This window comes from Streptococcus oralis, assembly GCF_003942875.1.
Lineage (GTDB): Bacteria > Bacillota > Bacilli > Lactobacillales > Streptococcaceae > Streptococcus > Streptococcus oralis_BX.
Map to the genome: position 1 here is coordinate 51,097 of NZ_RMVK01000007.1, position 22,603 is coordinate 73,699.

24 protein-coding genes and 3 pseudogenes are annotated in these 22,603 nt (G+C 40.5%); 8 read left to right on the forward strand and 19 right to left on the reverse strand.

Annotated features, from left to right (window positions below):
* Positions 1-2: 2 nt before the first annotated feature.
* Entirely contained in the window at positions 3-1,724 is a 1,722-nt protein-coding gene (locus tag D8844_RS08465) for a hypothetical protein (protein WP_125423371.1), read from the reverse strand.
* Positions 1,725-1,944: 220 nt separating this feature from the next.
* Between D8844_RS08465 and D8844_RS08470 the strand changes: the two are divergent.
* Positions 1,945-2,445 (forward strand): annotated as a pseudogene (locus D8844_RS08470) (site-specific integrase); the annotation flags it as partial.
* Between the two features lie 81 nt (positions 2,446-2,526).
* Here the strand turns inward: D8844_RS08470 and rpsD are convergent.
* The 3 genes from rpsD to D8844_RS08485 all read right to left on the reverse strand — a co-directional run bounded on the left by rpsD (position 2,527) and on the right by D8844_RS08485 (position 4,640).
* Positions 2,527-3,138, reverse strand: coding sequence for a 30S ribosomal protein S4 (gene rpsD, locus D8844_RS08475; RefSeq protein WP_000092756.1), 612 nt, complete (start codon positions 3,136-3,138; stop codon positions 2,527-2,529).
* 248 nt (positions 3,139-3,386) lie between these two features.
* Complete coding sequence (locus D8844_RS08480) at positions 3,387-3,794, reverse strand: SRPBCC family protein (protein ID WP_000395829.1); 408 nt, start codon at positions 3,792-3,794, stop codon at positions 3,387-3,389.
* 99 nt (positions 3,795-3,893) lie between these two features.
* On the reverse strand, positions 3,894-4,640 hold the full coding sequence (locus D8844_RS08485) for a LysR family transcriptional regulator (protein ID WP_125423374.1): 747 nt from the start codon (positions 4,638-4,640) through the stop codon (positions 3,894-3,896).
* A 108-nt stretch (positions 4,641-4,748) separates the two neighbouring features.
* On the opposite strand from D8844_RS08485, the gene D8844_RS08490 reads away from it, so the two are divergent.
* Entirely contained in the window at positions 4,749-5,267 is a 519-nt protein-coding gene (locus D8844_RS08490; protein WP_003074627.1) for a DUF4865 family protein, read from the forward strand.
* A gap of 160 nt (positions 5,268-5,427) precedes the next feature.
* Here D8844_RS08490 and D8844_RS08495 read toward each other — a convergent pair whose 3' ends face one another.
* From D8844_RS08495 to D8844_RS08540, 11 genes are all read right to left on the reverse strand, one after another.
* Positions 5,428-5,919 (reverse strand): replication initiator protein A, encoded by a 492-nt coding sequence (locus D8844_RS08495; protein WP_125423377.1) that lies wholly within the window; start codon positions 5,917-5,919, stop codon positions 5,428-5,430.
* Between the two features lie 3 nt (positions 5,920-5,922).
* The gene (locus D8844_RS10415) at positions 5,923-6,090 is read right to left on the reverse strand and encodes a hypothetical protein (protein ID WP_185757681.1); all 168 of its coding nucleotides are present in this window, start codon (positions 6,088-6,090) and stop codon (positions 5,923-5,925) included.
* A gap of 96 nt (positions 6,091-6,186) precedes the next feature.
* On the reverse strand, positions 6,187-7,221 hold the full coding sequence (locus tag D8844_RS08500) for a sensor histidine kinase (protein WP_000769394.1): 1,035 nt from the start codon (positions 7,219-7,221) through the stop codon (positions 6,187-6,189).
* Complete coding sequence (locus D8844_RS08505) at positions 7,218-7,916, reverse strand: response regulator transcription factor (RefSeq protein WP_000751229.1); 699 nt, start codon at positions 7,914-7,916, stop codon at positions 7,218-7,220. The genes D8844_RS08500 and D8844_RS08505 overlap by 4 nt, the downstream gene beginning before the upstream one ends.
* A gap of 80 nt (positions 7,917-7,996) precedes the next feature.
* The gene (locus tag D8844_RS08510; RefSeq protein ID WP_125423380.1) at positions 7,997-10,531 is read right to left on the reverse strand and encodes an SSURE domain-containing protein; all 2,535 of its coding nucleotides are present in this window, start codon (positions 10,529-10,531) and stop codon (positions 7,997-7,999) included.
* 155 nt (positions 10,532-10,686) lie between these two features.
* Complete coding sequence (locus D8844_RS08515) at positions 10,687-11,352, reverse strand: potassium channel family protein (protein WP_125423383.1); 666 nt, start codon at positions 11,350-11,352, stop codon at positions 10,687-10,689.
* A 13-nt stretch (positions 11,353-11,365) separates the two neighbouring features.
* Positions 11,366-12,745: a TrkH family potassium uptake protein gene (locus tag D8844_RS08520; RefSeq protein ID WP_125423386.1), complete on the reverse strand. Its 1,380-nt coding sequence runs from the start codon at positions 12,743-12,745 to the stop codon at positions 11,366-11,368.
* Positions 12,746-12,778: 33 nt separating this feature from the next.
* Positions 12,779-13,543 (reverse strand): nucleoside phosphorylase, encoded by a 765-nt coding sequence (locus D8844_RS08525; RefSeq protein ID WP_125423389.1) that lies wholly within the window; start codon positions 13,541-13,543, stop codon positions 12,779-12,781.
* Positions 13,544-13,816: 273 nt separating this feature from the next.
* Positions 13,817-14,440, reverse strand: a complete 624-nt coding sequence (locus D8844_RS08530) for a TetR/AcrR family transcriptional regulator (RefSeq protein ID WP_125423392.1) — start codon at positions 14,438-14,440, stop codon at positions 13,817-13,819.
* Positions 14,441-14,479: 39 nt separating this feature from the next.
* Positions 14,480-15,562: an ABC transporter permease gene (locus D8844_RS08535; protein WP_045504263.1), complete on the reverse strand. Its 1,083-nt coding sequence runs from the start codon at positions 15,560-15,562 to the stop codon at positions 14,480-14,482.
* A gap of 1 nt (position 15,563) precedes the next feature.
* On the reverse strand, positions 15,564-16,280 hold the full coding sequence (locus tag D8844_RS08540) for an ABC transporter ATP-binding protein (RefSeq protein WP_070657289.1): 717 nt from the start codon (positions 16,278-16,280) through the stop codon (positions 15,564-15,566).
* Positions 16,281-16,508: 228 nt separating this feature from the next.
* On the opposite strand from D8844_RS08540, the pseudogene D8844_RS10580 reads away from it, so the two are divergent.
* Positions 16,509-16,643: pseudogene (locus D8844_RS10580) on the forward strand (low temperature requirement protein A); the annotation flags it as partial.
* A gap of 61 nt (positions 16,644-16,704) precedes the next feature.
* On the opposite strand, the gene D8844_RS08550 reads toward D8844_RS10580, so the two are convergent.
* On the reverse strand, positions 16,705-17,940 hold the full coding sequence (locus D8844_RS08550) for a carbohydrate-binding domain-containing protein (RefSeq protein ID WP_125423395.1): 1,236 nt from the start codon (positions 17,938-17,940) through the stop codon (positions 16,705-16,707).
* A gap of 201 nt (positions 17,941-18,141) precedes the next feature.
* On the opposite strand from D8844_RS08550, the gene D8844_RS08555 reads away from it, so the two are divergent.
* Together D8844_RS08555 and D8844_RS08560 are read left to right on the forward strand one after the other, a co-directional pair.
* Entirely contained in the window at positions 18,142-18,918 is a 777-nt protein-coding gene (locus D8844_RS08555) for a polyphosphate polymerase domain-containing protein (RefSeq protein ID WP_185757682.1), read from the forward strand.
* Positions 18,911-19,594 carry a DUF4956 domain-containing protein gene (locus tag D8844_RS08560; protein ID WP_125423401.1) on the forward strand — a complete coding sequence of 228 codons (684 nt, stop codon included), beginning with the start codon at positions 18,911-18,913 and terminating at the stop codon, positions 19,592-19,594. Before D8844_RS08555 ends, D8844_RS08560 begins: the two co-directional genes overlap by 8 nt.
* A gap of 39 nt (positions 19,595-19,633) precedes the next feature.
* Here D8844_RS08560 and D8844_RS08565 read toward each other — a convergent pair whose 3' ends face one another.
* Positions 19,634-20,197 carry a sugar O-acetyltransferase gene (locus D8844_RS08565; protein ID WP_125423404.1) on the reverse strand — a complete coding sequence of 188 codons (564 nt, stop codon included), beginning with the start codon at positions 20,195-20,197 and terminating at the stop codon, positions 19,634-19,636.
* A gap of 187 nt (positions 20,198-20,384) precedes the next feature.
* Between D8844_RS08565 and D8844_RS08570 the strand changes: the two genes are divergently transcribed.
* From D8844_RS08570 to D8844_RS08580, 3 genes and pseudogenes are all read left to right on the forward strand, one after another.
* Positions 20,385-20,693: a rhodanese-like domain-containing protein gene (locus D8844_RS08570; protein WP_000468875.1), complete on the forward strand. Its 309-nt coding sequence runs from the start codon at positions 20,385-20,387 to the stop codon at positions 20,691-20,693.
* A gap of 3 nt (positions 20,694-20,696) precedes the next feature.
* Positions 20,697-21,064 (forward strand): annotated as a pseudogene (locus D8844_RS10610) (rhodanese-like domain-containing protein); the annotation flags it as partial.
* Positions 21,039-21,335, forward strand: a complete 297-nt coding sequence (locus tag D8844_RS08580; RefSeq protein ID WP_000450167.1) for a rhodanese-like domain-containing protein — start codon at positions 21,039-21,041, stop codon at positions 21,333-21,335. The pseudogene D8844_RS10610 and the gene D8844_RS08580, both read left to right, overlap by 26 nt.
* Before the next feature lie 220 nt (positions 21,336-21,555).
* Here the strand turns inward: D8844_RS08580 and D8844_RS08585 are convergent, their stop codons facing one another.
* On the reverse strand, positions 21,556-21,813 hold the full coding sequence (locus D8844_RS08585) for a metal-sensitive transcriptional regulator (protein WP_045594097.1): 258 nt from the start codon (positions 21,811-21,813) through the stop codon (positions 21,556-21,558).
* A gap of 206 nt (positions 21,814-22,019) precedes the next feature.
* The gene (locus D8844_RS08590) at positions 22,020-22,562 is read right to left on the reverse strand and encodes a DUF3592 domain-containing protein (RefSeq protein WP_125423406.1); all 543 of its coding nucleotides are present in this window, start codon (positions 22,560-22,562) and stop codon (positions 22,020-22,022) included.
* Between the last annotated feature and the right edge of the window lie 41 nt (positions 22,563-22,603).

Genomic DNA, 22,603 nt, shown 5'->3' on the forward strand with positions numbered 1-22,603 from the left:
CCTCAAATTTTAATCTTTCTATTAGACGATGCCAACTTGTTTACATATTGTTCAGGTCTTATTTGTTCGAGGAAATCAAGAACTTTAGTGCTTTCAGCATCTTTCTCTGCGAATTCAATTCTAAAGTCTACAATTTCAGCTAGAGTAGCTCTTATAATTTGTTCACCATTCACTCTTTTATTCTCGTATTGTTCTTCAATTTTCTTGCGATTCGTTTCAATGTTTTCAATATTAGATTTATGCTTAAGAACCATAACAATCCCTGCTATAATAGCTATTAAACCTAAGAAAATATTCCCAAAAATCATCATTAAACCGATTACTCCGATAGCTATACCACCATACAAAAGGAATTTATCAAATAAACTTGGGAAGTAGTTTGACAAAGTTTGTTCTTTTTCAGAGTCAATCTGAGAATTGAATTTTTCAATCAACTCGTTTTCGTTTTGGCCATCTGTTGATTTATCATTAAAAGTATCCACATTAATTTCAATTTCGTAAGGAATCTTCATGCGATTTTTTGCAGTAACGTCATTATAAGCGTTTGTTACCCAATCACGAGAAAGAGCCAATGCAAATTTTTGGGTTGATATACTTGAGTGAGAAGATTCGGGTTTCATTGCTGCATCGGTAAGCAACTGGGTGAAGTCTTTATGGGTTTCAAATGCAGTCACCTCAATATCCATGTTTTGATGAGCACGGTTGTCATCTCCTCCAAAGTCAACCACAAACTGCTCGAATTTTTCTTGTTTTCGAAGAGCTAGTTCCTCGTTATCAAAATCAGTCACAAGTGTGTCTAAAATATCATCTAATTGTTCTTTGACGCTTTCTGTAGACCCTTTTTTCTCAAAAATATCAGTTAGATAGTTTAATATTTGTTCATGGAGATGAGCACCTTCTAAAATATCCTCTAGAACAGGCCAACTATTACTATATTTTCTTAGGTTAGGGTATAAATCTTCATCTAGTTCTCTTCTTTTTAAGTTAATGGCTTCGGACCATTGTTCTGTTTGCTGTTCAGTAAAACCAGGTTTTTCTTCAAGTCGACTGAGCCATTCATTCATTTGACGTGAGATGACTCCTTCGGTATCAGCTCCCAAGAGTCCACTCGCAAAAGCATCTAAGATAATTATCGAATTTCTGTCGAGATTTTCTTCATCTTGATTAGCTAGATAACGTTGAGTCCACTTAAGGCATGCGTTCTTTCTGTTAGCTCTTCTACAAATTAAGGCAAAGAAAAGGGAGGTTTTTTCATCGTTTCGTTTAATCCCTTCCTTGACTGCTTTTTCAGCTAACTCGGGTTGATTATTTATCCATGCTGCTAATGCAACCAAGCATGGAGCAAGCCAGTAGCCTGGAGTTGATATCATTAGTTCTTCTGTTGCAGTGCTGATTGTTTCCTTTTTGACAATTCCTAAATCATCAGCTTGTAAAATCCCTGTGGTAGTACGACGAACAATATCATAATGTCCGTATTTCTTCTCAATTTCCTGACGTATTTTTACCAGTCGAGTTTCAGCTTGTCCTAATCTATTAGCTTTTTGTTGGATATTCACAAATTCATGAAATTCTTGTGCTAAACTACCAATTTCATCATAAACGATTTGAAGATTTTCGTTTGCTACATCAACTCTAGCATCAATTGTTCGTAATCCTTCATGGATAGAGCGCAAACTTTTCTCGATTTCACGAAGATCAGCTTGATGTATTATTCTTTCAGCCATAATATCCCCCTTGTTAATGATTTCCAAATTAATTAGAAAAAATTTTGACTAATTTTCTAAATAAACTATCTTAAAATCATTTTAATTTTTTCCTTATAGAAAAAGAATATCATAATTATTTTATTAATTCAACTTACCATAAGAATGAAGCGAAAGTATTTGATTCGCGCTGACCTTATAGTTACTCGATAGGTATTTTTGGTATATAGAAATCGATTATCATATCAATGAGGCTCTAGCGCTTGAATGGTCTGATATCGACTTAGATAATGCCATTGTCCACGTCACAAAGACTCTAAACTATAATCAAGAAATCAATAGCCCAAAATCAAAGTCTAGCTATCGTGATATAGATATAGACCGCCAAACAGTCGCTATGCTCAAGCAATATAAACGTAGGCAAATACAAGAGGCTTGGCAACTTGGACGCTCTGAAACTGTAGTCTCTTCTGACTTCATAAATGAGTACTCTAATAATCGAACCTTACAAACCAGGTTAAGAACCCACTTCAAACATGCTGACGTTCCTAACATTGGCTTTCACGGTTTCCGTCATACCCACGCTAGTTTACTGCTTAACTCTGGCATACCTTACAAGGATCTCCAGCATCGTTTAGGACATTCTCAATTATCTATGACTATGGATATATACAGTCACCTCTCAAAAGAGAACGCAAAAAATGCCGTCTCATTCTACGAAACTTCACTAAAAAGTTTATAACTGAACAAACCCAGAAATCAACGTTTTAAGACAAAGCAAAAAGCCCACTGTTGTAGGCTTTTCGTAAGATATTTCTTAAAATTAAAGCATTTTGTTGTAGAATTCAACGACAAGTGCTTCGTTGATTTCTGGGTTGATTTCGTCGCGTTCTGGCAAGCGAGTCAATGAACCTTCCAATTTTTCAGCGTCGAATGATACGAATGCTGGACGTCCAAGAGTAGCTTCTACTGCTTCGAGGATTGCTGGAACTTTCAATGATTTTTCACGAACTGAGATCACTTGACCTGGAGTTACGCGGTATGATGGGATATCAACGCGTTTTCCGTCAACAAGGATGTGACCGTGGTTTACGAATTGACGAGCTTGACGACGAGTAGTCGCAAGTCCAAGACGGTAAACAACGTTATCCAAACGACGTTCCAAAAGAAGCATGAAGTTGAAACCTAGGATTCCACCTTTGATTTTTGTAGCTTGTACGAACAAGTTACGGAATTGTTTTTCACCTACACCGTAAGTGAAACGAAGTTTTTGTTTTTCAGCCAATTGCAAACCGTATTCTGACAATTTAGAACGGTTGTTTGGTCCGTGTTGTCCTGGTACGTAGTTACGACGTGCCAATTCTTTACCTGTACCTGTAAGTGAAAGGCCAAGGCGACGAGCTTGTTTCCAAGATGGTCCTGTATAACGTGACATGTGTATGTCCTCCTGATATAAATAATATTTCGGTGGAAATAGTCACTTAGAAAGCCCTGATTCGTGCAGATGCCCTTCGCCTAAACAGCCAAGGTTACTTGTCATAAGACACCTGTTGACGAGCTTCATGCTTTCCTGCTGCTATTTCACACAAAGGCTATTGTACCATGAAAAGCTAGATTTGTAAAGGGATTTATCAGTTGAACTAAATTATTTTAATATTACAGTGTCAACAAACAGCACTCCCTCTATCTTTCTAAGTGGTTTTTTAGAATAAAAATAGAGTGAGGAACATCTGAAAAGACTTGACTTAAAAATTCTAGATGTTGCTTGTCTTCACTATCCAAAGATACAGTATGTTTTACATTTACAGTGCCATCATTATTCTCAATAATTTGATGACCAAAAAGAATATCACCGAATGGAGTTGCCGTTTTATCCCAAAATTCTTCAAGAGGTTTTACAAGTGTAAGCTGATATTCCATAGGGGGCATTCCTTCGAGTTCCATAGTTCCGTATGAACCCGTTTCAAATCCACCTTTTAATGTAATATTTTTTAAATCTTCTTCCCAATCATACCACTTTTCAATATTTTCATAATAGGCCCATACAGCCTCTTTTGTTGCTCTTATGTTTAAACTAAAACTAAATTCCATTATGATACTCCTTTTAATGTAAGTGTACTTATTATAAAATAACTTATAATGTTTGTCAAATGATTTTTCATCATAGCATTAGCATTTCTTCTAAATGGGCTACCTGCTTTGGTTCTGCTTTTCATACTGATAAAATGGGATAAGAACGATGTCTTGGTCGTATGGCTTGATATTCGCTCTCTTATTTAGCCATTTAGGCAATAGTGCAATTCCTTTCCCGTTTTCAACTAAGCTGATAATGTTCTCAAAAGAATCAATTTCTACAACTGATTTTAAATGAGTAAACTTCATTAAGCTTTGTTTTCTAAAAGGGCAATTTTTATCTTTATTAACGAATATAGGCATTTCCTCAGTAGCCTTTATATTGCTCGAACAAGCATAAACTGACTCGATATGCCCGATAATCTCATCATAATGCTTTAATTTTTCAATTTTTTGAAAGCAAAAAATTTTATCAAAGTCTTCCTGATGAGCAATGATTGGTATATCCGAAGTTTTTTGGATATTGATCTCACTTTTATTCAAATCAATTGTTTGTGAATTATTAATATCGTGATTAAATAACAATTCTGAAATTAAGATGGATATTTTCGAGGTTTCACATTTCTTTTTTAATTTCTCTAAATTGTTAGAAGTTTCCTTACAAAATTGATAAAATAAGTCTCCACTTTCTGTCGGGACTAAACCATTATATTTTCTGTAAAATAATTTCGTATCTAATTCAGTTTCAAGCACTTTCAATCTAGCGCTGAGATTAGATTGTGCATATTGTAAGATCTTTGAACTTTTGTTTATTGATCTTGTCTCATAGATCGTCACAAAAATGCTCATATCATTAAAATTCATTTAAAACACCTTATCACTTTTTGTGATAATTATATCATTTTTAAGTATTATTCAACATGATATAAATCATTTATACTGTGAATAGTTAATTAGAAAAGAGGTACCGCAATGCAAGCAATGCAATATACTATAAAATTACCAGCAGATTATGATATGGATATCATTAGACAACGTGTCCGAAATACAGGTCATTTGATGGATGGATTCGACGATTTGTTTTTCAAAGTTTATTTAATCTCTGAAAAATCTGAAGGCCAATTATTTAACAGTTACTGTCCGCTATATATTTGGAAAAATACCAACGGAATGACAAAATTCATATTTGATGGTTACTTTGATCATATTTTAAATTCGTTTGGCTGGCAAAATATTGAAATCGGAATAACTTCATCAGTCGAAATATCTGATCATTTTGACTCAAGTAAATATGCTACATTAGAAGTCATTGATATAGAAGCATCTGAAAGTTTAAAATCCTTTACCATTCACGAGCAAATGCAAAACAACGAAAGTGGCAAAGCCGTTATTTTCAATCCTGATAAATGGAAAAAATGTATCTTTACTTTTTATACCAATAAACCCGACACACAACTACCAACATTTGAAATTTTGCACATTTCACAATAAGCGCTTATGATAAGTTATAGGGAAACGCCTGAGCAAACACTTCTTCAGTATTTTGCACACTATGATAGTATACTTGCTCTTCCCAAAATTGTATGACCTTTACTGTCATCGGCTAAATGAAAAAATCGTTACGACATGTAACGATTTTTTGGCTATGCTATTAACTCAATTCGGCGATAATAGCCTTGAGCTGGTCTTTGGTGTGAACACCAGCCCCGTATAAATCTGACACCCCCCTAGTGTCAGATTTGAAATCACTTGATTTATCAACCATTCTAGCAACTGTGTCATCTTGTAAGAGACCAAGGTAAATTCGATTAGCTAGATTTCCTGATTTACTTGTAGATTGTTGAACCTCATGAATTAATCCATACTCTGTGAGTTGCTTCTTAATTCTTAATAGGGTAGATTTTGAACAGTTAAGGATCTTCATCAAATTAGAGTTAGAATATACCAAATAGATATTTCCATCTTCATCAATCCAATTGTTCTTGAAAGAAAGATCTAGTCTATCTTTAAGCATAACATAAGCGACTTTTGCATCTAACCTCATATCTTCATAAATAGGATTTTCAAACAAAACCTTTGGTAAGGCATAAAAGCGATCAGATGTCTGATAATGGCTGGCACTAATAAACTGAATTTGTCTCATCAATTACACCTCTTTCAGTCTAAAGTCACCGTTCATGTTAAATCCTATCAATCCAAAGGCCTCAAGTTCTTCTATACTTGCTATTATTTCTTTTCGTGTTGAACCTGTTTCCTTCATCAAAAACTGGATTATCATCTCTCTTGAAATTCTCTCCTTACTTTTTCGTCTCATAATTTTACCTCCCAAAACACAAAAAAGAGCTAACGGAATTTTCCGTTAACTCAATATTTTCTATTTACCTCAAAACACTAGACACTTACTACGCCTTTATTTCAAATTAAGGCTGAATGTAAACTTGCTTCCTAAGCCATATTGACTTTCTGCTGTGATTTCGCCACCAAGCTGATGGGCTAGTTCGCGTGCAATCGCAAGACCTAAGCCATGCCCACCCGTCTTCATATTGCGCGAAGTTTCCACACGATAAAGTCGTTTAAAGATCTTTTCCAAATCCTCAGGATGAATCCCCTGACCCTCGTCTTTCACACTGATTGTCAGCTCTTGTTCTGTTAATTGGGCAAGAACCTCGATTCTGGTTCCTGGTTCTGAATATTTAAAGGCATTGTTTAACAAATTAACCAAAATGCGAGAAAGTTTGTCAGAATGGCTCTTGATTTTCGCCGACTCAGGTGATACTTGAATGTAAACATCTCGCTCCTCTTGTTCAATCTGGAGTTGAAATTCACTCATTGACTCAATCAACAGCTGATCTAAAAAGACCTCTTCGACTTCTTCATCAGCAGTATCTTGAGGTTGGGTGTTAAGAGTCAGAACATCCAATTCCTCCACTAGCTTGTTTAGACGCTCGGTTTGCCGACCAATCGTGGTTAAGTAGTGGAGCCGTTCCTCTTCCTTAATCACTCCATCTAGAATTCCCTCCACAGTAACCTGAATGGAGGTAATGGGAGTTTTAATATCGTGAGAGAGTTGCGCAATCATCATTCTCTTTTCTTGCTCGCTCTCATCAAGTGATTGAAAGGTAGCTTGCAAATTGTGGGACATGTCATTAAAAGCCTGGCCAAGCTCTTGAAATTCTAATGGTCCCTTGGTTTCAATTTCTGTGCTGAAATCCTTGCTTGCTATATCCTGAGCTTGTTTTTTCAAATGTTTCAGAGAAGAGAACACTGGCGACAAAAGAAAGATGCTCACTGCAGCGCCAATGAAACTAGCAATCAAGGTCATTCCAACTAGAAAGTAAACTTCACTTTTCTCGATCAACATCCGTTGGACTGCCCAGAAAACGACCAAAATCGTTAGTAGAGTCGACACTAGATACCCCACTAAAATATAGTTTTTTAATTTCATTTTCTACCTCTTGGTCTTTCCATCTTATAGCCCAAACCCCAGACAGTTTTGATAGCGGGAGCATTTGAATTCGTATACTTGGTCAACTCTTGCCTCAAAGCATGGATATGAACATTGAGTGTATTGGTATCATCCACATAGTCCTCTTGCCATACCTTCTCGTAAAGTTCCGTCTTTGAAAAGACTCTCTCGGGATTGCTGGCTAATATCCATAGAAGTTCAAAGGATTTTACTGTCAATTCCAAAGGTTGCTCCCCAATGCGAACCTCATGAGTCACATGGTTGATTACCAAGTCACCAAACTCGATCTGTTCTGTCTCTCTTCCACGGCTAAGGCGACGCAAGATATTATTCACTCTTAAAACCAATTCGCGTGGGCTAAAGGGTTTGACTATAAAATCATCTGCCCCCAAACTTAAGCCATAAATTTTATCCTGTTCGCTTGTCTTAGCAGTTGTAAAGAGGAAGGGTTGATCCGGAGCGATATACTGAACTTCACTGATAAAATCATAGCCATCCATATTGGGCATCATGATATCCGTGATAATGAGGTCGATAGATTTTTTTCTGAAAAGCTCTAATCCCTCCTTGCCATCATGGGCGACCAAAACGTCGTAACCTGCCTGTATAAGATAGCGGTTTTGAATATCTAGAATATCTATTTCATCATCAACCAGCAAAATTGTCTTTTTCATCTGACACTCCTTCGATAAAAACAGTGTTATACTTGCTTTAGTATAACACTATTTTCTCTAATGTTTAAGTGATTTGAATCTTAATCTTCTCGTTTGCTTGTCAAACCCAAAAGTCCAACAAGACCTGCCAAGGCTAGACCAAAGATACCAAGGCCAGCTGTAGCTGTTTTAGCTTCCCCAGTATTTGGTAACATCGCTTTATCATCTTTTTTCATCATATTAGCCATTGGGCTAGAAGCTGGTTGATCGACTTTCATATCTGACATATGGTGATTTGTACCCATCATACCCTCAGTCGTACCTGTAGAGCCTGTTTCAGAAGGCTTCGTATTCATCTGACCTTGTTGAGATGGTATTGTCGCCATTTCTTTTCCACGAAGCTGAATCGTTACTTGACGAGTAGCAATCAGATTGGTCAAATCAGGTTTGCCATCTTTAGATCCATAGACTTTAACAGTAGCTAGATATGTATGGGTTCCGTTAGCTCGAAGTTGATCCAGCAAGGCCTGACCATCTTTGCCAACCGTATTGCCATTCAAATCCACTTCGTAGAAATATTGACCTTTAGCCAAGCCTTCAAGTGGCAATAGGGCAGGATTTTTAGCTGTTCCATTGTCTGACCATGGAGCTTTGTCTGAGGCTTTTAACAAGAGGCGAGTCAACATACCATCTCCACCAAAAGCTTCGTATGGAATAACTTGGTTGACACCGGCCAAGAAAGGTCCAGGAACCTTAGCCTTATCAAGGTAGCTAGCTGGAACATCAATCATGTCTTTGACATTGTTAACAACAGACTCTTTGACCTGATTTGGTGTAGTCAAACCATTCAAATTAACAGTCAAATCTTTAGTTGCTACCAGATTAGTTAAGTCAGGCTTGCCGTCTTTTGCACCGTACACTTTGATGGTTGCCTTATAGCTTTGTGTACCATTTTGTTTTAAGAGGTCAAGCAACTCTTTATCTGATTTGCCTTGGGTGCCTGCTAGATCCACTTCGTAGAAGTAAAGACCTTTGCCCAATTTCTCTACTGGTGGAAGGGCGGGATTTTTAGCTGTTCCGTTGTCTGACCATGGAGCCTTATCAGAAGCTTTCAAGATCAGGCGAGTCAACATGCCGTCTCCAGCGAAGAATTCATATGGAATGACTTGATTAACACCAGCTGTGAATGGACCTGGGAAATCGGCTCTATCCAAGTAAGAAGCTGGGACATCTACTGTATCTTTGGTGTTGTCGGCCACACCTTTTTGCACTTCAGCTGGAGTGGTCAAACCATTCAAGTTGACATCCAAATCTTTAGTCGCTACCAGATTAGTTAAGTCAGGTTTGCCATCTTTCGCACCGTACACTTTGATGGTAGCTTTATAGCTATGTGTGCCGTTTTGTTTCAACAAGTCAAGCAGCTCTTTATCAGATTTACCTTGGGTGCCGGCCAAGTCTACTTCGTAGAAGTAAAGACCTTTGCCCAATTTCTCTACTGGTGGGAGAGCGGGATTTTTAGCTGAACCATTGTCTGACCATGGAGCCTTATCAGATGCTTTCAAGATAAGGCGAGTCAACATGCCATCACCAGCGAAGAATTCATATGGAATGACTTGGTTGACACCAGCTGTGAATGGTCCTGGGAAATTAGCTTTATCCAAGTAAGAAGCCGGAACATCTACTGTATCTTTGGTGTTGTCAGCCACACCTTTTTGGACTTCAGCTGGAGTGATTAAGCCATTCAAATTAACATCCAAATTTTTAGTCGCTACCAGATTAGTTAAGTCAGGTTTGCCATCTTTCGCACCGTACACCTTGATAGTAGCTTTATAGCTTTGAGTGCCGTTTTGTTTTAAGAGGTCAAGCAGCTCTTTATCTGATTTACCTTGAGTCCCTGCTAAATCCACTTCGTAGAAGTAAAGGCCTTTGCCCAATTTCTCTACCGGTGGGAGAGCGGGATTTTTAGCTGTTCCGTTGTCTGACCATGGAGCCTTATCGGATGCTTTCAAGATAAGACGAGTCAGCATGCCGTCACCAGCGAAGAATTCGTATGGAATGACTTGGTTGACACCAGCTGTGAATGGACCTGGGAAATTGGCTTTGTCAAGGTAGCTAGCTGGGACATCTACTGTGTCTTTGGTGTTGTCAGCCACACCTTTTTGCACTTCAGCTGGGGTGGTCGCTGGTTGCGCTTCACTGGCTTCACGGTCTTGTCCAGAAACTGTAGACGCAGGACTTTCCGCAGGTTTAACTGCATCTTCTGTTTGTTTCTTAGAGTCAGGTTGTGCTTGCACTTCTTCTTTTGGCGCTACTGCCGGCTCTTTAGCAGTTGCGTCCGCTTTTTCTGAAGAGCTTGTCGTATCCACACTTGCTTTAGGTGCTGAGTCTGCTTGTTCTGAAGGAAGAGCTACATCGACTGCTTTTTTGAGAACCTCTGCTGGTAAGTCGTTCTTTTCACTCACCGAAGCAGCGTCTGGCACGACTTGGGCAGGGGTCGGATTGACGACATCAGCACGTGCAGAACTTGGTTGACCAACTAGGACAAAGAAGCCACTAGCTACGACAACTGAAGCAACACCGACACTGAGACGGCGAATAGACCAACGAGTATATCTCTGATTTGGATTGAATTTCATAGGATTCTCCTTAGAGTTTTCTTTTTTTTGATGACTCTAGTATAATCTCCTAAAATTAAAAAGGATTAAGAAAAAGTTAAAATTTTTCTTAAATCCCTCTTATAAAATACTTATATTGACTCGTTAATTGTTGGAAAGAGAGTACCCTTCCTCTCCTACTCACTCAGTTCAGCTAGGGTGTCCAAATGTTGGTTATTAATGACGGCCATGATGTAGGCATCTGCCTGCAAGAAGTCATTAGGTCCGAATTGGACATCCAGAGGAGCATTTTCGTAGGCACGAAAACCTAGTACGTTGAGGTTGTATCGCCCACGCAAATCCAACTGACTGAGGCTTTTACCTACCCATGATTGAGGGATTTTCATCTCGACAATCGATACATTCTTGTCCAGCTGAAAGACGTCTACACTGTTATGAAAGAGGATGGTCTGTGCCAATGAGCGCCCCATTTCAAACTCTGGTGAGATGACTGCGTCCGCGCCAATTTTTTCTAACACCTTTTTAGCTGTATGACTTTTGACCTTGGCAATAACAGTCGGCACTCCTAGACTCTTGCAGTGCATAACCGCGAGAACACTGGACTCCAGATTTTCACCCGTTGCGACAACTACGGTATCACAGGTGTCAATCCCCGCTGATAGAAGGAGTTCTTCATCCGTGATATCTCCAACTACCCCACGCGCCAGCACAGGTTCAAATTGATTAATGCGTTCCTCGTGGTCATCAATAGCAATGATATTCATGTCATGCTTGGCTAGGGCAGCCAAAACACTGCTCCCAAAAATTCCCAAGCCTAAAATTCCAATTGTCCGATCTGACATCGTTTTTCCTTTCTTATCCGATAGTGATATCTGCCTTCATATAGTGAATCGTATCTTTCTTGTCTGGCTGGTATTCCGCTACACTGACCAGTAGTGTCAAGGGACCAATACGGCCGATAAACATCAACAACATAACGATGCTGAGGGCTATCTTGCCTAGTTCTGGTGTTAAATTTGCCGTCACCCCAACTGTCGCAAGGGCTGAAATGGTCTCAAACATGAGGTAGATGAAGCGCGGATTTCCCTCTGCTGTTATCCCTAGTAGAATCAAGCCCAGCAAGAATGTTAGCAAGAAGATAATAAAGACACTGAAAGATTTTTGCACGGTTTGGGGTTCAATGGTCCTCCGAGCCACATTGGCATGAGGCAAGCCCAATAGTTCGCTACGAGCAAAGACCAACAGGACAAAGAAGGTCGTAATCTTGAGCCCCCCTGCTGTCCCTCCAGGCGCCCCTCCTAGAAACATCTGTAGGATATAGATGAACAAGGTAGCTGGTCGAGCCTGGGTGTAGTCAATGGAAGCAAAACCTGCCGTTCTCATGCTGACGGTCTGGAAGAAACTAACCAGCAATTTCTCTGGAGCGCTGAGATTTCCAATCGTTCCAGGATTGTTCCACTCAATTAAGAGAGTCGATACGGTTCCAAAGAGCAGAATTCCCGCTGTTAAAAAGAGAACCAACTTGGTATGGAAACGCAGGCGGCGTTTTTTCTTTTTCCCAATCTGGGTCGCTAGGTCAAACCAGACCATAAATCCTAGACCACCCGTGATAATCAAACCTGCAATCACTAGATTGATCAAGGGGTCCGTTTGAAAGGCTACCAAACTAGTACTTCCAAAATTATCAAATCCAGCATTACAGAAGGCTGAAACAGCCAAAAAGATAGAGGTTAACACCCCTCGTCCCCAGCCAAATTCAGGAATGAAGCGGAAACTCAGGAGAAAGGCACCAATCCCTTCCACCAAAAAAGTCGTCAAAAAGATCGAGCGGATAAAATCCTTTAAGGACTGGGTTTCTCCATAACTGAAACTTTCTTGAATGGTCTCCCGACCACGAAGACTGAGCTTTTGCTTGCCTTGGATATAAAAGATTCCGATAAAGGTCATGAGTCCCAAACCGCCAATCTGGATCAAGAGCATACAGATCAACTGGCCCCATATATTGTAAGTAGAGGCTACTGGCTGGGTAAAGAGCCCTGTCACACAGACCATGGACACGGTCGTAAAGAGATGGTCAAAGTAGGTCGCTTGTGACGTTGTTGCTTGCACAAAGGGGAGACTTAAAAGGAGTGAGCCCAAGAAGATCACTAGGGCAAAACTTAAAAAGATGCGCCGGGCTGGTGATAAGCGAGACAGCGTCGTCTTGATTTTTTCCAAAAAAGATTTGAATAACATAGTTACATTCTACCATAAAAACAGTCAGAACACTCACATGTGGTGCACAATAGCAAGACAGAGTTCGAGTGCCTTATCAAAAGCTTTTGAGCCCCAGTCACGACTGTCATAGTTGTCTAGATCCGCCAAGGAATCTGCAGTAAAGAGTAATTCTCCCCAGACAACACCACGTAGCTGAGCTACTGCCGCAAGAGCAGAACACTCCATCTCCACAACAGCACAGCCTTCTTCCTTACGATAGGCTACCTTTTCAGCCGTCTCTCGGTAAAAACCATCTGTCGTCCAGGTCATGACTTCCTCGTAAGGGATGCCTCTTTGCTCCAAGATTTGCTCAATGGCAGAGATAGCCTCAAGCTGCATCTCCATATAACGAGAAGGTGCTACATAGTGATAGCTGGTCCCCTCATCTCGCAGAGCGCGAATAGGGACGAGAAAGGCATTCTCCTCTATATCGGCTAGGACACCACAGGTTCCAGTGGAAATGATTTGCTCCACACCATAGCCAATCAACCAATCCATAAACTGGGCCGCTGGGGCAGAGCCTACGGGCGCCTGGGCCAGACAAATCTCCTCGCCCTTGTAGTTGAGGACGTAGACTGGATAAGTCTTGGTGGCCGAAACGAACTCACCAACACAATCCGCCCCTACTTCCTTAGCGTAGCGGTCAATCTCCTCCTCCAAAAACGCATAGATGCACTTCTTTGGCAACTTTAAATCTAGCCCCTCATGTGTTGGTATAAGGACCGCCTGGGGGTTGTCGTCAAACTCTAAAATGGGAATCGCATGTTTCTGAATCATAGCTCACCTCCTGTAATTTTGTACTATTGTATCAAAAGCTGACGAAGTGTCAAGGAGTTGTCTTTATCAATCCAGAAATCTCCTCTTCCATACACTTGAGAAATCGTTGCACCGCTGGAGAAGTCGGTTTCTGTTTTGGCAAAATGATTGAGGACTTATAAACACATACCAAATCCAACAACAAAAAAGACATGAATCTGAAATAAGCAGAACATGTCTTTTTTAGCTTGTTTGAAAGTCAAGTAAATAAATCTTAGCTCCTCTAGAACTCCCCTATTTCCACAAAGCACCCAAAATCTGTTTTTCTAATAAGTCTAGGTCCTCTTCCTTTATTTCTCCATTGTCGCTAACGATATAAAGTTGAGCGAAGTAAGCCAACAATGGAGCAACACAAATACGAACCATTTGAGGAATCGTTAACTCTGGATTTACACGTGGATCTGCTAGCAATTCCTTATGAAGTACTCGAAGTTTATCTTGAATAGCATTCCAGATAAAAATCTGTTCATTTTTTAGTTTTTTATTTGAAAAACTCTCCTGCAGAATGATTTTCATCAAAGCACGATTTTTTTTGAGATAGCTCATACGATCATGGACGAGATAACGAACCCTCTCTTCTGTCGTTTCAAAAGCTAAGAGTTCCTCAAAAAAACTACCGAAAATGCCTGGGACTACAGGATGTAAAATAGCCGTCAGTAGATCATCCTTCGTCTTAAAATACTTAAACAAAGTTGCCTGGCTTAGTCCAGCACGCTCAGCTATGTGAAGAGTTGAGGTCCCATGGTAACTCCTGGTTGATATGAGATCCACTGCTGCCTGCATGATTTTTTTCTTTCCTTGAGGGTAATTCGCTTCTTCTAAGTAATCTTCAAACGATTCAAAAACAGTCTTATCCATCTAATCTTCACACCTTTTTAGCATTATTTATGTTGATTTCTAAACTTTACGATAACGACGCAATCCAACAATATTAAGAATTGTTAAAATGATCAAGAAAACCATTAAAACACTAAGATTTGACAAAATATCACCAAGATTGTGCCCGTAAAGAATAATCTGGCTTATTGCATCACCAGAATAGGTTAATGGCAAAAATTTCCCCACAGTTGGAGCCCATTCTCCCATGGATGACAATGGAATAATTCCTGAGAAAAAAAGTTGGGGCATAATCACGAGAGGAATAAATTGCATCATTTGGAATTCTGATTTTGCTAGAGTAGACAAGAGAATTCCAAATGCCAGTGCTACAAGAGCCAGTACCACATTAACTATTATAACATTTAAAATACTTCCTACAACTTCTACATCTAGTAGCCAAATTGCTGCTAAGACGACAACTGCCGTTTGAAAAATCGCAATAATACCGTAAGACAACATATAGCCATAGACGATTTCAGATCGTTTCACTGGTGTTGCTAACAAACGTTCTAGTGTTCCACTGGTGCGTTCTTTCAAAAGCGCCATACCAGAAATCAAAAAGACAAAGAAGAAGACCACAAAGCCAATTAAAATTGGAATCATACGTGCAAAGAATCCAGTATTTTTATCTCCATATTGGTAAGATTCTTTGATTTCAGGCGCCTTTGCATCTAATTTCAATTGTGGAAGAGCTTGTTTGACACGAGATAATAACTGATCGGTGCCTTCATTGACGATACTTGTTCGTAACACTTGTCGTATCATAGATGTCTTGGAGGCATCTGTGTTTGCGTAGTCGACCTGATACTCACCGTCTTTATAAGAAATCACAGCATCTACTTTTTCATTTACTAGCGCTTCTTTGGCTTGATCTAAGCCTTGATAAATCTCGACGTCCACATGATCGAGCTCATCCATTTTCGTTACCAAACCAGTTGGTAGATCTTGTGTTGCCAACTTGACATTCACGGTTGTACTAGCTGAAAACATGAGGTTCATCAACCACATGATAAAAACAGGTGCTATAAACATCAGGGCTAGAGTTCGTTTGTCACGAAGTAATTCTTTGATGACTTTTTTTGCAATCGCTATTGTTCTCATTTTACTCACCTTCTGCTTTTAAAAATACTTCTTCAATACTTGAAACTTGATAACTTTCTTTTAAGTGTTGCGGTGTATCAAAAGCAATGATTTTTCCGCCTAATAATAAGCCGACCTTATCCGTCAACTCTGCTTCATCCATAACATGGGTAGTAACTAATATCCCTACCCCATTGTCTCTAAGCGCGAATAATTCTTTCCAGATTTTCTTTCGAAGAGAAGGGTCGATTCCAACTGTCGGTTCGTCCAAAATCAAGAGTTGAGGATTTCCTAACAGCGCGATAGCAAGAGACAAACGCCGTTTCATTCCTCCAGAATAACCAGATACCGCCTTGTTTAAGTAGTCTGTCAGATCTACTACTTGAGCTATATGAGCAATTTCCGCCTTTAGGTCTTTTTTAGAAAGCCCCTTTAGCTGACCAAAAAATTCCAGATTTTCTTGGCCTGACAAGGACTCGTATAAAGCATCTGATTGGGCCATATAGCCAATATCTCCTAAAATATGGCGATTGGGCATAGTGTGATTTAACACTAAAGCTACGCCTCCATCAGCCTTTTCCATTCCTAACGTAGTCTTAATCATAGTTGATTTACCAGCACCAGACGGACCAATTAAGCCTATAATTTCTCCTGGCTGCAATTCAAAGCTGACATGATTCAGAACTATTTGATGGTCAAAAGATTTTACTAAATCTTGTAAATGTAGTAATGTTTTCATTTACTTCCTCCTTGGTGAGTGATTACTCACTTGCTAAATATAAACCTATTGTAGTGAGTAATCACTCACTTGTCAAGAAAAAATCTGAATTTTTTTAAAAATAAAGCACCAGATATTATTATCTGATGCTTATAATGGATAGCTATTGCTTTTAGAGCTGTTTCTAAATCTCTTCTCGATACTCTGAAATGGTCTTTCCTGTCCACTTTTTAAAGGCCTATTCTTCCTCTGCTTTTCTCAGCCAATCCTACCATCGTCATTGCTATCGCAACTCTAATGACCTTGGCGATGGAAATTCATTTTACTCATTTTTATATGAAACAGACTAAGAAATTTTCAAGACCTAATTGGGAGTTGTTTTAGCTACAATCCATCTCTCAAACACAAAAACTCTCCCTTCTCTTTCGAGAAAGGAGATTCTTTTTTATCCTTGTCCGCCAGGGGCTGGACCGCCACCTTGAGGGCCTCCATTTGGTCCACCACCTCCAGGCATAGAGTTGACAATTTCCGTTTGTTTTTCACCGTTGAGATAGATATCTCCACCTGTGTAGGTCGCTGTTCCATCAAAGTCAAAACCTGTTTGACCAGTCATTTTAATGGTTCCGCCTGTAACTGTGATATTGCCGTTTGAGTCGATTGGGTCTGTGTCTCCTTGACCGACTTCTACTGTCAGGTTCCCACCGTTCATAGTGAAGAAGATTTCACTCTGTTGGGCATTTTTATTAGCTGCATTGACTCCATCATCTGTTGAGTAGATGCTAATATCCCCACCGTTGATAGTGATTGACTTACCTTCAAGTCCTTCTGTCGAATTCTTGACGGTGTAGGTACCACTATCGATGACGAGGTCTCCAGATGCGTGGATGCCATCATCTCCTGCTGTGACGGTGATGTTGTTGTTGGATAGGTACATGGTCCCAACTGAAGTATCCTCGTCATTGTCCACCTTGACCCCATCCTCTTTGGCATCGATGGTCATGGTCGTACCAGTGATGTTGAGTTCATCATTGACATTGAAGGCATCGCCAACTGCTGTGATGTTATAGGTTCCACCCGTGATGTGGAGGGTGTCGTTGGCCTTGATACCATTGTTCTTCTTGCCATCTACATTGAGAGTTCCTTTCCCGTTGATGGTCAAATCCACCTTAGAAAAGAGAGCTGCGTCTGCTTTTTCGTCACTGTTAGAGCTTGAGTCAGAGAGACTGTTGGTGGTTCCCTCTGCTAGAGTCAAGTAGACATGACCAGCTGATGTCGCAGATATCGCTGCATTGGTATTGGTCATGGTCGCGCCTTTTAGGACTAGATGAACATCTGCAGACTTATCTGCCTCGATCTTGATCTGCACTCCGTCAGACTGACCTGAAATCACATAGGTCCCAGATTTTGTGATGGTCACTGTTGATTCAGAGACTGTCACGCCATCCCCAAAGACGTTTGCTGATGAGCCAGATAACTCAATCTTAGAAGCTGTGCTTTCGTCATAAGAAGTATCATTGTCCTTCTCTGTAAAATAGGATGATTGGTTTGTCTTTGTTGCAGTTGTTGTGGCACTATTTGTCGTTGCATTGGTATTGGATGTAGTTGTTGACTGGGCACATGCTGCTATCAGCACCATTGCCGTTAAACTCGTTGCGAGTAGGGTCCATTTTTTTGATTTCATGCCTTTTTCCTCTCCTTCGTATGATATAGCTAGACAGTCTACAGAAGATTCCTGAAACAAAACTAAAACTTTTCTGAAAGTTTCCTTAAATTCAGTTTCACTTAAGTTTCGCTTAATAAAACTTTTAGAAATGTCCTCTAGACTTGTTCCAAGCAAGTTTACCTTGTTTAATCTATGATTTATCTAAAGGAGAAATTGCTTATGAAACCCCTAGAAACAAGCTTTGAACGGATCGAAACCAAGTATATGGTTTCTAAAAAAGACTTACAGGATTTAATAGAAGATTTGAAAGACTACCTCGTCGAGGACGACTATCCGACTTCGACCATTTCTAATATCTACTTTGATACAGAAGATTTTCAGCTCATCCAAGACTCCTTGCAGGATCAGCATAAGAAGGAAAAAATCCGTATGCGGACCTATCTCGCGCAACCAAACGCTGAAAGTCCCGTCTTTCTAGAAATCAAGTCAAAAGATGATGCCGGTGTCGGTCACAAGCACCGCGTCCTAGCTCAGTCAGATACCATCACCCAACTCATCACTAAGGGTTGGGGAGGAAACCTGATCAAAGATAGCTTTCTGGTAGCAGAGGTTCAAAAGCTACGTCAACGCTACAGTGAAGCTCTCAAACCGCGTATCTATATCTCTTATGACCGTTTTTCACTAAAAGAAAAAAAGAAAATCCAAGGATTCCCCTACCAGAAAATTCGTGTCACTCTTGACCAAAACCTGACCTATCGTGATAAACAGGTCAGCCTATTCGCTGACAAGGAAGGCTTGCCTCTCTTAGAAGACGACCTGATCATCATGGAAATCAAGGCGCCTGGTGACAAACCGCAATGGCTACAGGATATCCTTGATAAATATGGGCTAGTAGAGCAAAAATTCTCAAAATACTCCTGCGCCTACCATAAATCACAAGGACTAGCCTATGCCCCACAACCCATCGGAGAAAGTGTAGGTAATGCTTATGTCTAACCTTTTTAACTCTATTTTCAACGACGCAACCGCCACTGCTGACCCCCTCCAACTCCTACTCGCCCTTGTCGTCAGTCTTTTTCTAGGACTAGCACTCAGCTGGGCCTACAAGCAACGGACTCTTTACACACGGGAATTTGTCATCAGTTTGACCCTTTTACCTTGTTTAATGACGCTGGTCATCTTCCTCGTCAATGGCAGTCTCGGAACGTCGATTGCAGTAGCAGGGACCTTTAGTCTCATTCGTTTCCGTTCTGCAACGAGTGGCTCTCGAGAGCTAATCGCTATCTTTCTAGCTATGATCATCGGTCTGGCGGCAGGGACAGGCTACCTTCTCTTGGCCGTACTCTTCACGGTCCTTATCCTAGGAATATGGCTCCTTTTGGAAAAACAACAGAGCAAGAGCAATCACCAACGTCGTAGACTCTTAACCATCACACTTCCCAATAAAGAAGACCGCCTGGATACTATCCAGGTCGCGCTGGATCAATTTTGTACCGAGTCTGACCTTATTTCAGTAGATACCAGCAATGCTGGTGAATCCTTGCAAACCGTCTACGAAGTCGATCTCCATCCTCAAGTAGACGACTTCCAACTGACAAGCTACCTGACAAGCAAGATTTCTCAGTGCGATGTTTCCTTGACCAAGAAAGCCAAAAAGAAGAAAAATCTATAAGACTAAAGCTCATAAAAAGAACAGCCCAAGCTGTTCTTTTTAGTTTTCTTTTACTGGGATTTCCTTGATAACTCGCGCAGGATTGCCAGCTAGGACGACATTGTCTCCAAAGGACTTGGTGATCACGGCCCCTGCTCCAGCGACGACGTTATTTCCCAGTGTCACTCCAGGAAGGACAATGACGCCACCTCCAGCCCAGAAATTATCTCCAATGGTGATGGGCTTGCCGTATTCGACCCCTGAATTGCGTTCATCCGGATCCAGTGGATGGAGTGGGGTTAAAAACTGACAGTTGGGGCCAAGCATGGCGTTGTTCCCGATGCGAATCGGACAAACATCCAGCATGGTCAAGTTCCAATTAGAATAAAAATTTTCCCCTAGATGGATATTGACTCCATAATCGACCACCAAGCGTGGATTGATATAGAGATTTTGCCCAGTTGAGCCAAACCAAGTCTTGATAATATCCGCTCCATTCAAGGGATCTTCTTCCTTGTTAAAGGCAGCCTGTTTTTGGCGAGAAGCTTGTGCCAAGGCACGCAACTCTGGGTCCGACGGACGGTAAGGCTCCCCTGCTATCATTTTCTGGTATTCGCTAGCCATCTTATCACCTCACACTTAATTTGGACCCATCATATCAAAAAGACTTTGAAAGGTCAAGAATAAGCCGGTCTAGGACTTCTTTCTAGACTCTCGAAACCATTCCCCATCCAAACTCAAAACAACTTACTTGACAAAAGCTTGACTTCATGGTTTAATATACCCCGTAAGGGTATATTTGGAGGTGCCTATGTTTCACTTATTATTTACAAAAATTGACAGTATTTCGACCAGCGAGTTAGAAGCTAAACTCAGAGAACCGATTCAGCTACTGGATGTTCGGACGCCTACGGAATTCCATAGAGGTCATATCAAAAATGCCAAGAATGTCCCTCTATCCGAAATCGGATCTTATACACCAGCGACAAAAGAAACACTCTATGTCATTTGTCATTCTGGTGTGCGAAGCAAACTAGCTGCGAAAAAGCTTAAGAAAAAAGGATATGATGTCATAAATGTCCGAGGCGGTATGAGCGCTTGGACAGGCAAGGTCATCTAGAAGCATCAAATGGGCTACGCAGCCTTGAACCTTATCGAAGGTCTGAGCGATAATATCCAATGGTGTCAGCTCGGAGACGATCTGAATAAGGGCAAAAAATTCCTAGATGTACACATAAGTGGCGAATTTCAGGTGGCGACCCAAGATCGATACCATCCATAACCCCTAAATGAACTAGGGGAGAGCTTGGATGAACCAGACAAGAACCAAACCTACATCCTTAACTGCCACAGTGTTTTGCGCAGCTAGATCACAGAGCGTATCCTCTAGTGGCAGGATTTACCGTCCAAAACCTTGATGGCGCTTATTCACAATATAAAATGGCTAATCCAGAAGGAGTCGAATATGGAAACGAGTATCAGCATGGCTGACTTTTATGAAAAATACCTAAATGAAAATCTAAATCTTATCGATGTACGTGAAGTGCATGAATTCCAAGCAGGACATGCACCAGGTGCTAAAAATCTGCCTTTAAGTACCTTGGAGCAAGGTTACAAAGAACTCAAACCTGACCAGGAATATCATGTCATCTGTCAAGGTGGAGTCCGTTCCGCATCTGCTTGTGAATTTCTAAGCGCCCAAGGCCTCACCGTTATCAATGTAGAAGGTGGTATGAATGCTTGGCCCGGTCAAGTAGAATAAGCAAAAAACCGATTAAGAAACTTAATCGGTTTTTTCATTTCTGCAACCCGCTGATATAGGGCTCGTAGCCCATCGCTTTTAAAAAAGAAGCACATTGACGGCATCTAAAAAGAGGTTGCTCGTTGGTATCGGGGGGACTCATCCGTTTGGCCGACGTGATTTCTTTATCGAAATAGACTTAAATACCTTTGTCTGCATTGTTTATCAATAGCAAATTAGTTTATTTCCGTTTAATCAAGTATCGGATAGCCTTTTCTAGGCGTGCCTTTTGAGCTTCAGGATCATCTAGTGGCTGATTGATACATTCAGTAAGGTTTTCCGTAATTATCATCTCAATCACGCGCTCCACACTAGATTTCACGGCTGTCAGTTGCGTCACAATATCAGCACAATCACGATCTTCTTCAATCATCTTTTGAATCCCACGCAACTGGCCCTCTGAACGTTTCAAACGAGTAATATACTTTGAGTTTGTCATTGATTTATCCTTGGTCACTTTTTCTTCATTATATCTCGAATAAGGAGCTTTGTCAAAATTCTCATCCTATCTGTCTTTATAGGAGACAACCTTTTCTCTGTATCAGAAAGAAAAGATTGGTGAGCAAGAAAATGGAAAAGAAACTCTATTCTTCTTGAAGCTCGATGGGAAATAAAATTTCCTATTAACCAACTGACTTTTATGCCTTATATCTTGGACAAAAAGGCTAGGATCACTATCCCATAGACTAGGACTAGAGCCAGCCCAAATCCGATACCAAACCACTTGTAAAACTTATCCATTCCGCTGTAACGTTCGACATAGGCCCTGGTCGGCTTGTCTGGATCATACCAGACCGTCAGTTCCGAATGAAGGGGGAAATGGGTCTGCATCAAGCGTTTGAAGGAAACAAAGGAGTTGCTGTAGCGAGTGATTGAAGGCGCCAGCATATCTTCTCTTGTATAGTCCTTTAAAAATTTAGTAGTCCCCCACGGAATTGTGACCGTTTTGAACATAAAATACTGCAAGGTTTTCTTATAAGTAATCCCATCCACCGTATATTCGACGATAGGTGGATATCCCTCACGAAAACGGCTATAGCCGATAACTGTTCCCTGTACGGATGACTGGGCAAGGCGGACCAACTTCTGATCTCGAAGATAAAGGTAGAGAAAGGTCCCACATACAAATACAAAAGATAGGAAGGTGACGATTGTCCCAACTATCAAACCAATCACTTCTTTATTCATATGAACTCCTCCTGTTATTTTATACAGTAAAATCTCAAAAC

Excerpts from the sequence above, each read along its gene's own strand:
- D8844_RS08550 (WP_125423395.1), bottom strand. The coding sequence starts at position 17,940 with ATGAAATCAAAAAAATGGACCCTACTCGCAACGAGTTTAACGGCAATG.
- D8844_RS08555 (WP_185757682.1), top strand. The coding sequence starts at position 18,142 with ATGAAACCCCTAGAAACAAGCTTTGAACGGATCGAAACCAAGTATATG.
- D8844_RS08515 (WP_125423383.1), bottom strand. The coding sequence starts at position 11,352 with ATGTCAGATCGGACAATTGGAATTTTAGGCTTGGGAATTTTTGGGAGC.
- D8844_RS08510 (WP_125423380.1), bottom strand. The coding sequence starts at position 10,531 with ATGAAATTCAATCCAAATCAGAGATATACTCGTTGGTCTATTCGCCGT.
- D8844_RS08500 (WP_000769394.1), bottom strand. The coding sequence starts at position 7,221 with ATGAAATTAAAAAACTATATTTTAGTGGGGTATCTAGTGTCGACTCTA.
- D8844_RS08570 (WP_000468875.1), top strand. The coding sequence starts at position 20,385 with ATGTTTCACTTATTATTTACAAAAATTGACAGTATTTCGACCAGCGAG.
- D8844_RS08535 (WP_045504263.1), bottom strand. The coding sequence starts at position 15,562 with ATGAGAACAATAGCGATTGCAAAAAAAGTCATCAAAGAATTACTTCGT.
- D8844_RS08525 (WP_125423389.1), bottom strand. The coding sequence starts at position 13,543 with ATGATTCAGAAACATGCGATTCCCATTTTAGAGTTTGACGACAACCCC.
- D8844_RS08580 (WP_000450167.1), top strand. The coding sequence starts at position 21,039 with ATGGAAACGAGTATCAGCATGGCTGACTTTTATGAAAAATACCTAAAT.
- D8844_RS08485 (WP_125423374.1), bottom strand. The coding sequence starts at position 4,640 with ATGAATTTTAATGATATGAGCATTTTTGTGACGATCTATGAGACAAGA.
- D8844_RS10415 (WP_185757681.1), bottom strand. The coding sequence starts at position 6,090 with ATGAGACGAAAAAGTAAGGAGAGAATTTCAAGAGAGATGATAATCCAG.
- D8844_RS08505 (WP_000751229.1), bottom strand. The coding sequence starts at position 7,916 with ATGAAAAAGACAATTTTGCTGGTTGATGATGAAATAGATATTCTAGAT.
- D8844_RS08585 (WP_045594097.1), bottom strand. The coding sequence starts at position 21,813 with ATGACAAACTCAAAGTATATTACTCGTTTGAAACGTTCAGAGGGCCAG.
- D8844_RS08565 (WP_125423404.1), bottom strand. The coding sequence starts at position 20,197 with ATGGCTAGCGAATACCAGAAAATGATAGCAGGGGAGCCTTACCGTCCG.
- D8844_RS08540 (WP_070657289.1), bottom strand. The coding sequence starts at position 16,280 with ATGAAAACATTACTACATTTACAAGATTTAGTAAAATCTTTTGACCAT.
- D8844_RS08480 (WP_000395829.1), bottom strand. The coding sequence starts at position 3,794 with ATGGAATTTAGTTTTAGTTTAAACATAAGAGCAACAAAAGAGGCTGTA.
- D8844_RS08590 (WP_125423406.1), bottom strand. The coding sequence starts at position 22,562 with ATGAATAAAGAAGTGATTGGTTTGATAGTTGGGACAATCGTCACCTTC.
- D8844_RS08495 (WP_125423377.1), bottom strand. The coding sequence starts at position 5,919 with ATGAGACAAATTCAGTTTATTAGTGCCAGCCATTATCAGACATCTGAT.
- D8844_RS08490 (WP_003074627.1), top strand. The coding sequence starts at position 4,749 with ATGCAAGCAATGCAATATACTATAAAATTACCAGCAGATTATGATATG.
- D8844_RS08560 (WP_125423401.1), top strand. The coding sequence starts at position 18,911 with ATGTCTAACCTTTTTAACTCTATTTTCAACGACGCAACCGCCACTGCT.
- D8844_RS08465 (WP_125423371.1), bottom strand. The coding sequence starts at position 1,724 with ATGGCTGAAAGAATAATACATCAAGCTGATCTTCGTGAAATCGAGAAA.
- D8844_RS08530 (WP_125423392.1), bottom strand. The coding sequence starts at position 14,440 with ATGGATAAGACTGTTTTTGAATCGTTTGAAGATTACTTAGAAGAAGCG.
- D8844_RS08520 (WP_125423386.1), bottom strand. The coding sequence starts at position 12,745 with ATGTTATTCAAATCTTTTTTGGAAAAAATCAAGACGACGCTGTCTCGC.
- rpsD (WP_000092756.1), bottom strand. The coding sequence starts at position 3,138 with ATGTCACGTTATACAGGACCATCTTGGAAACAAGCTCGTCGCCTTGGC.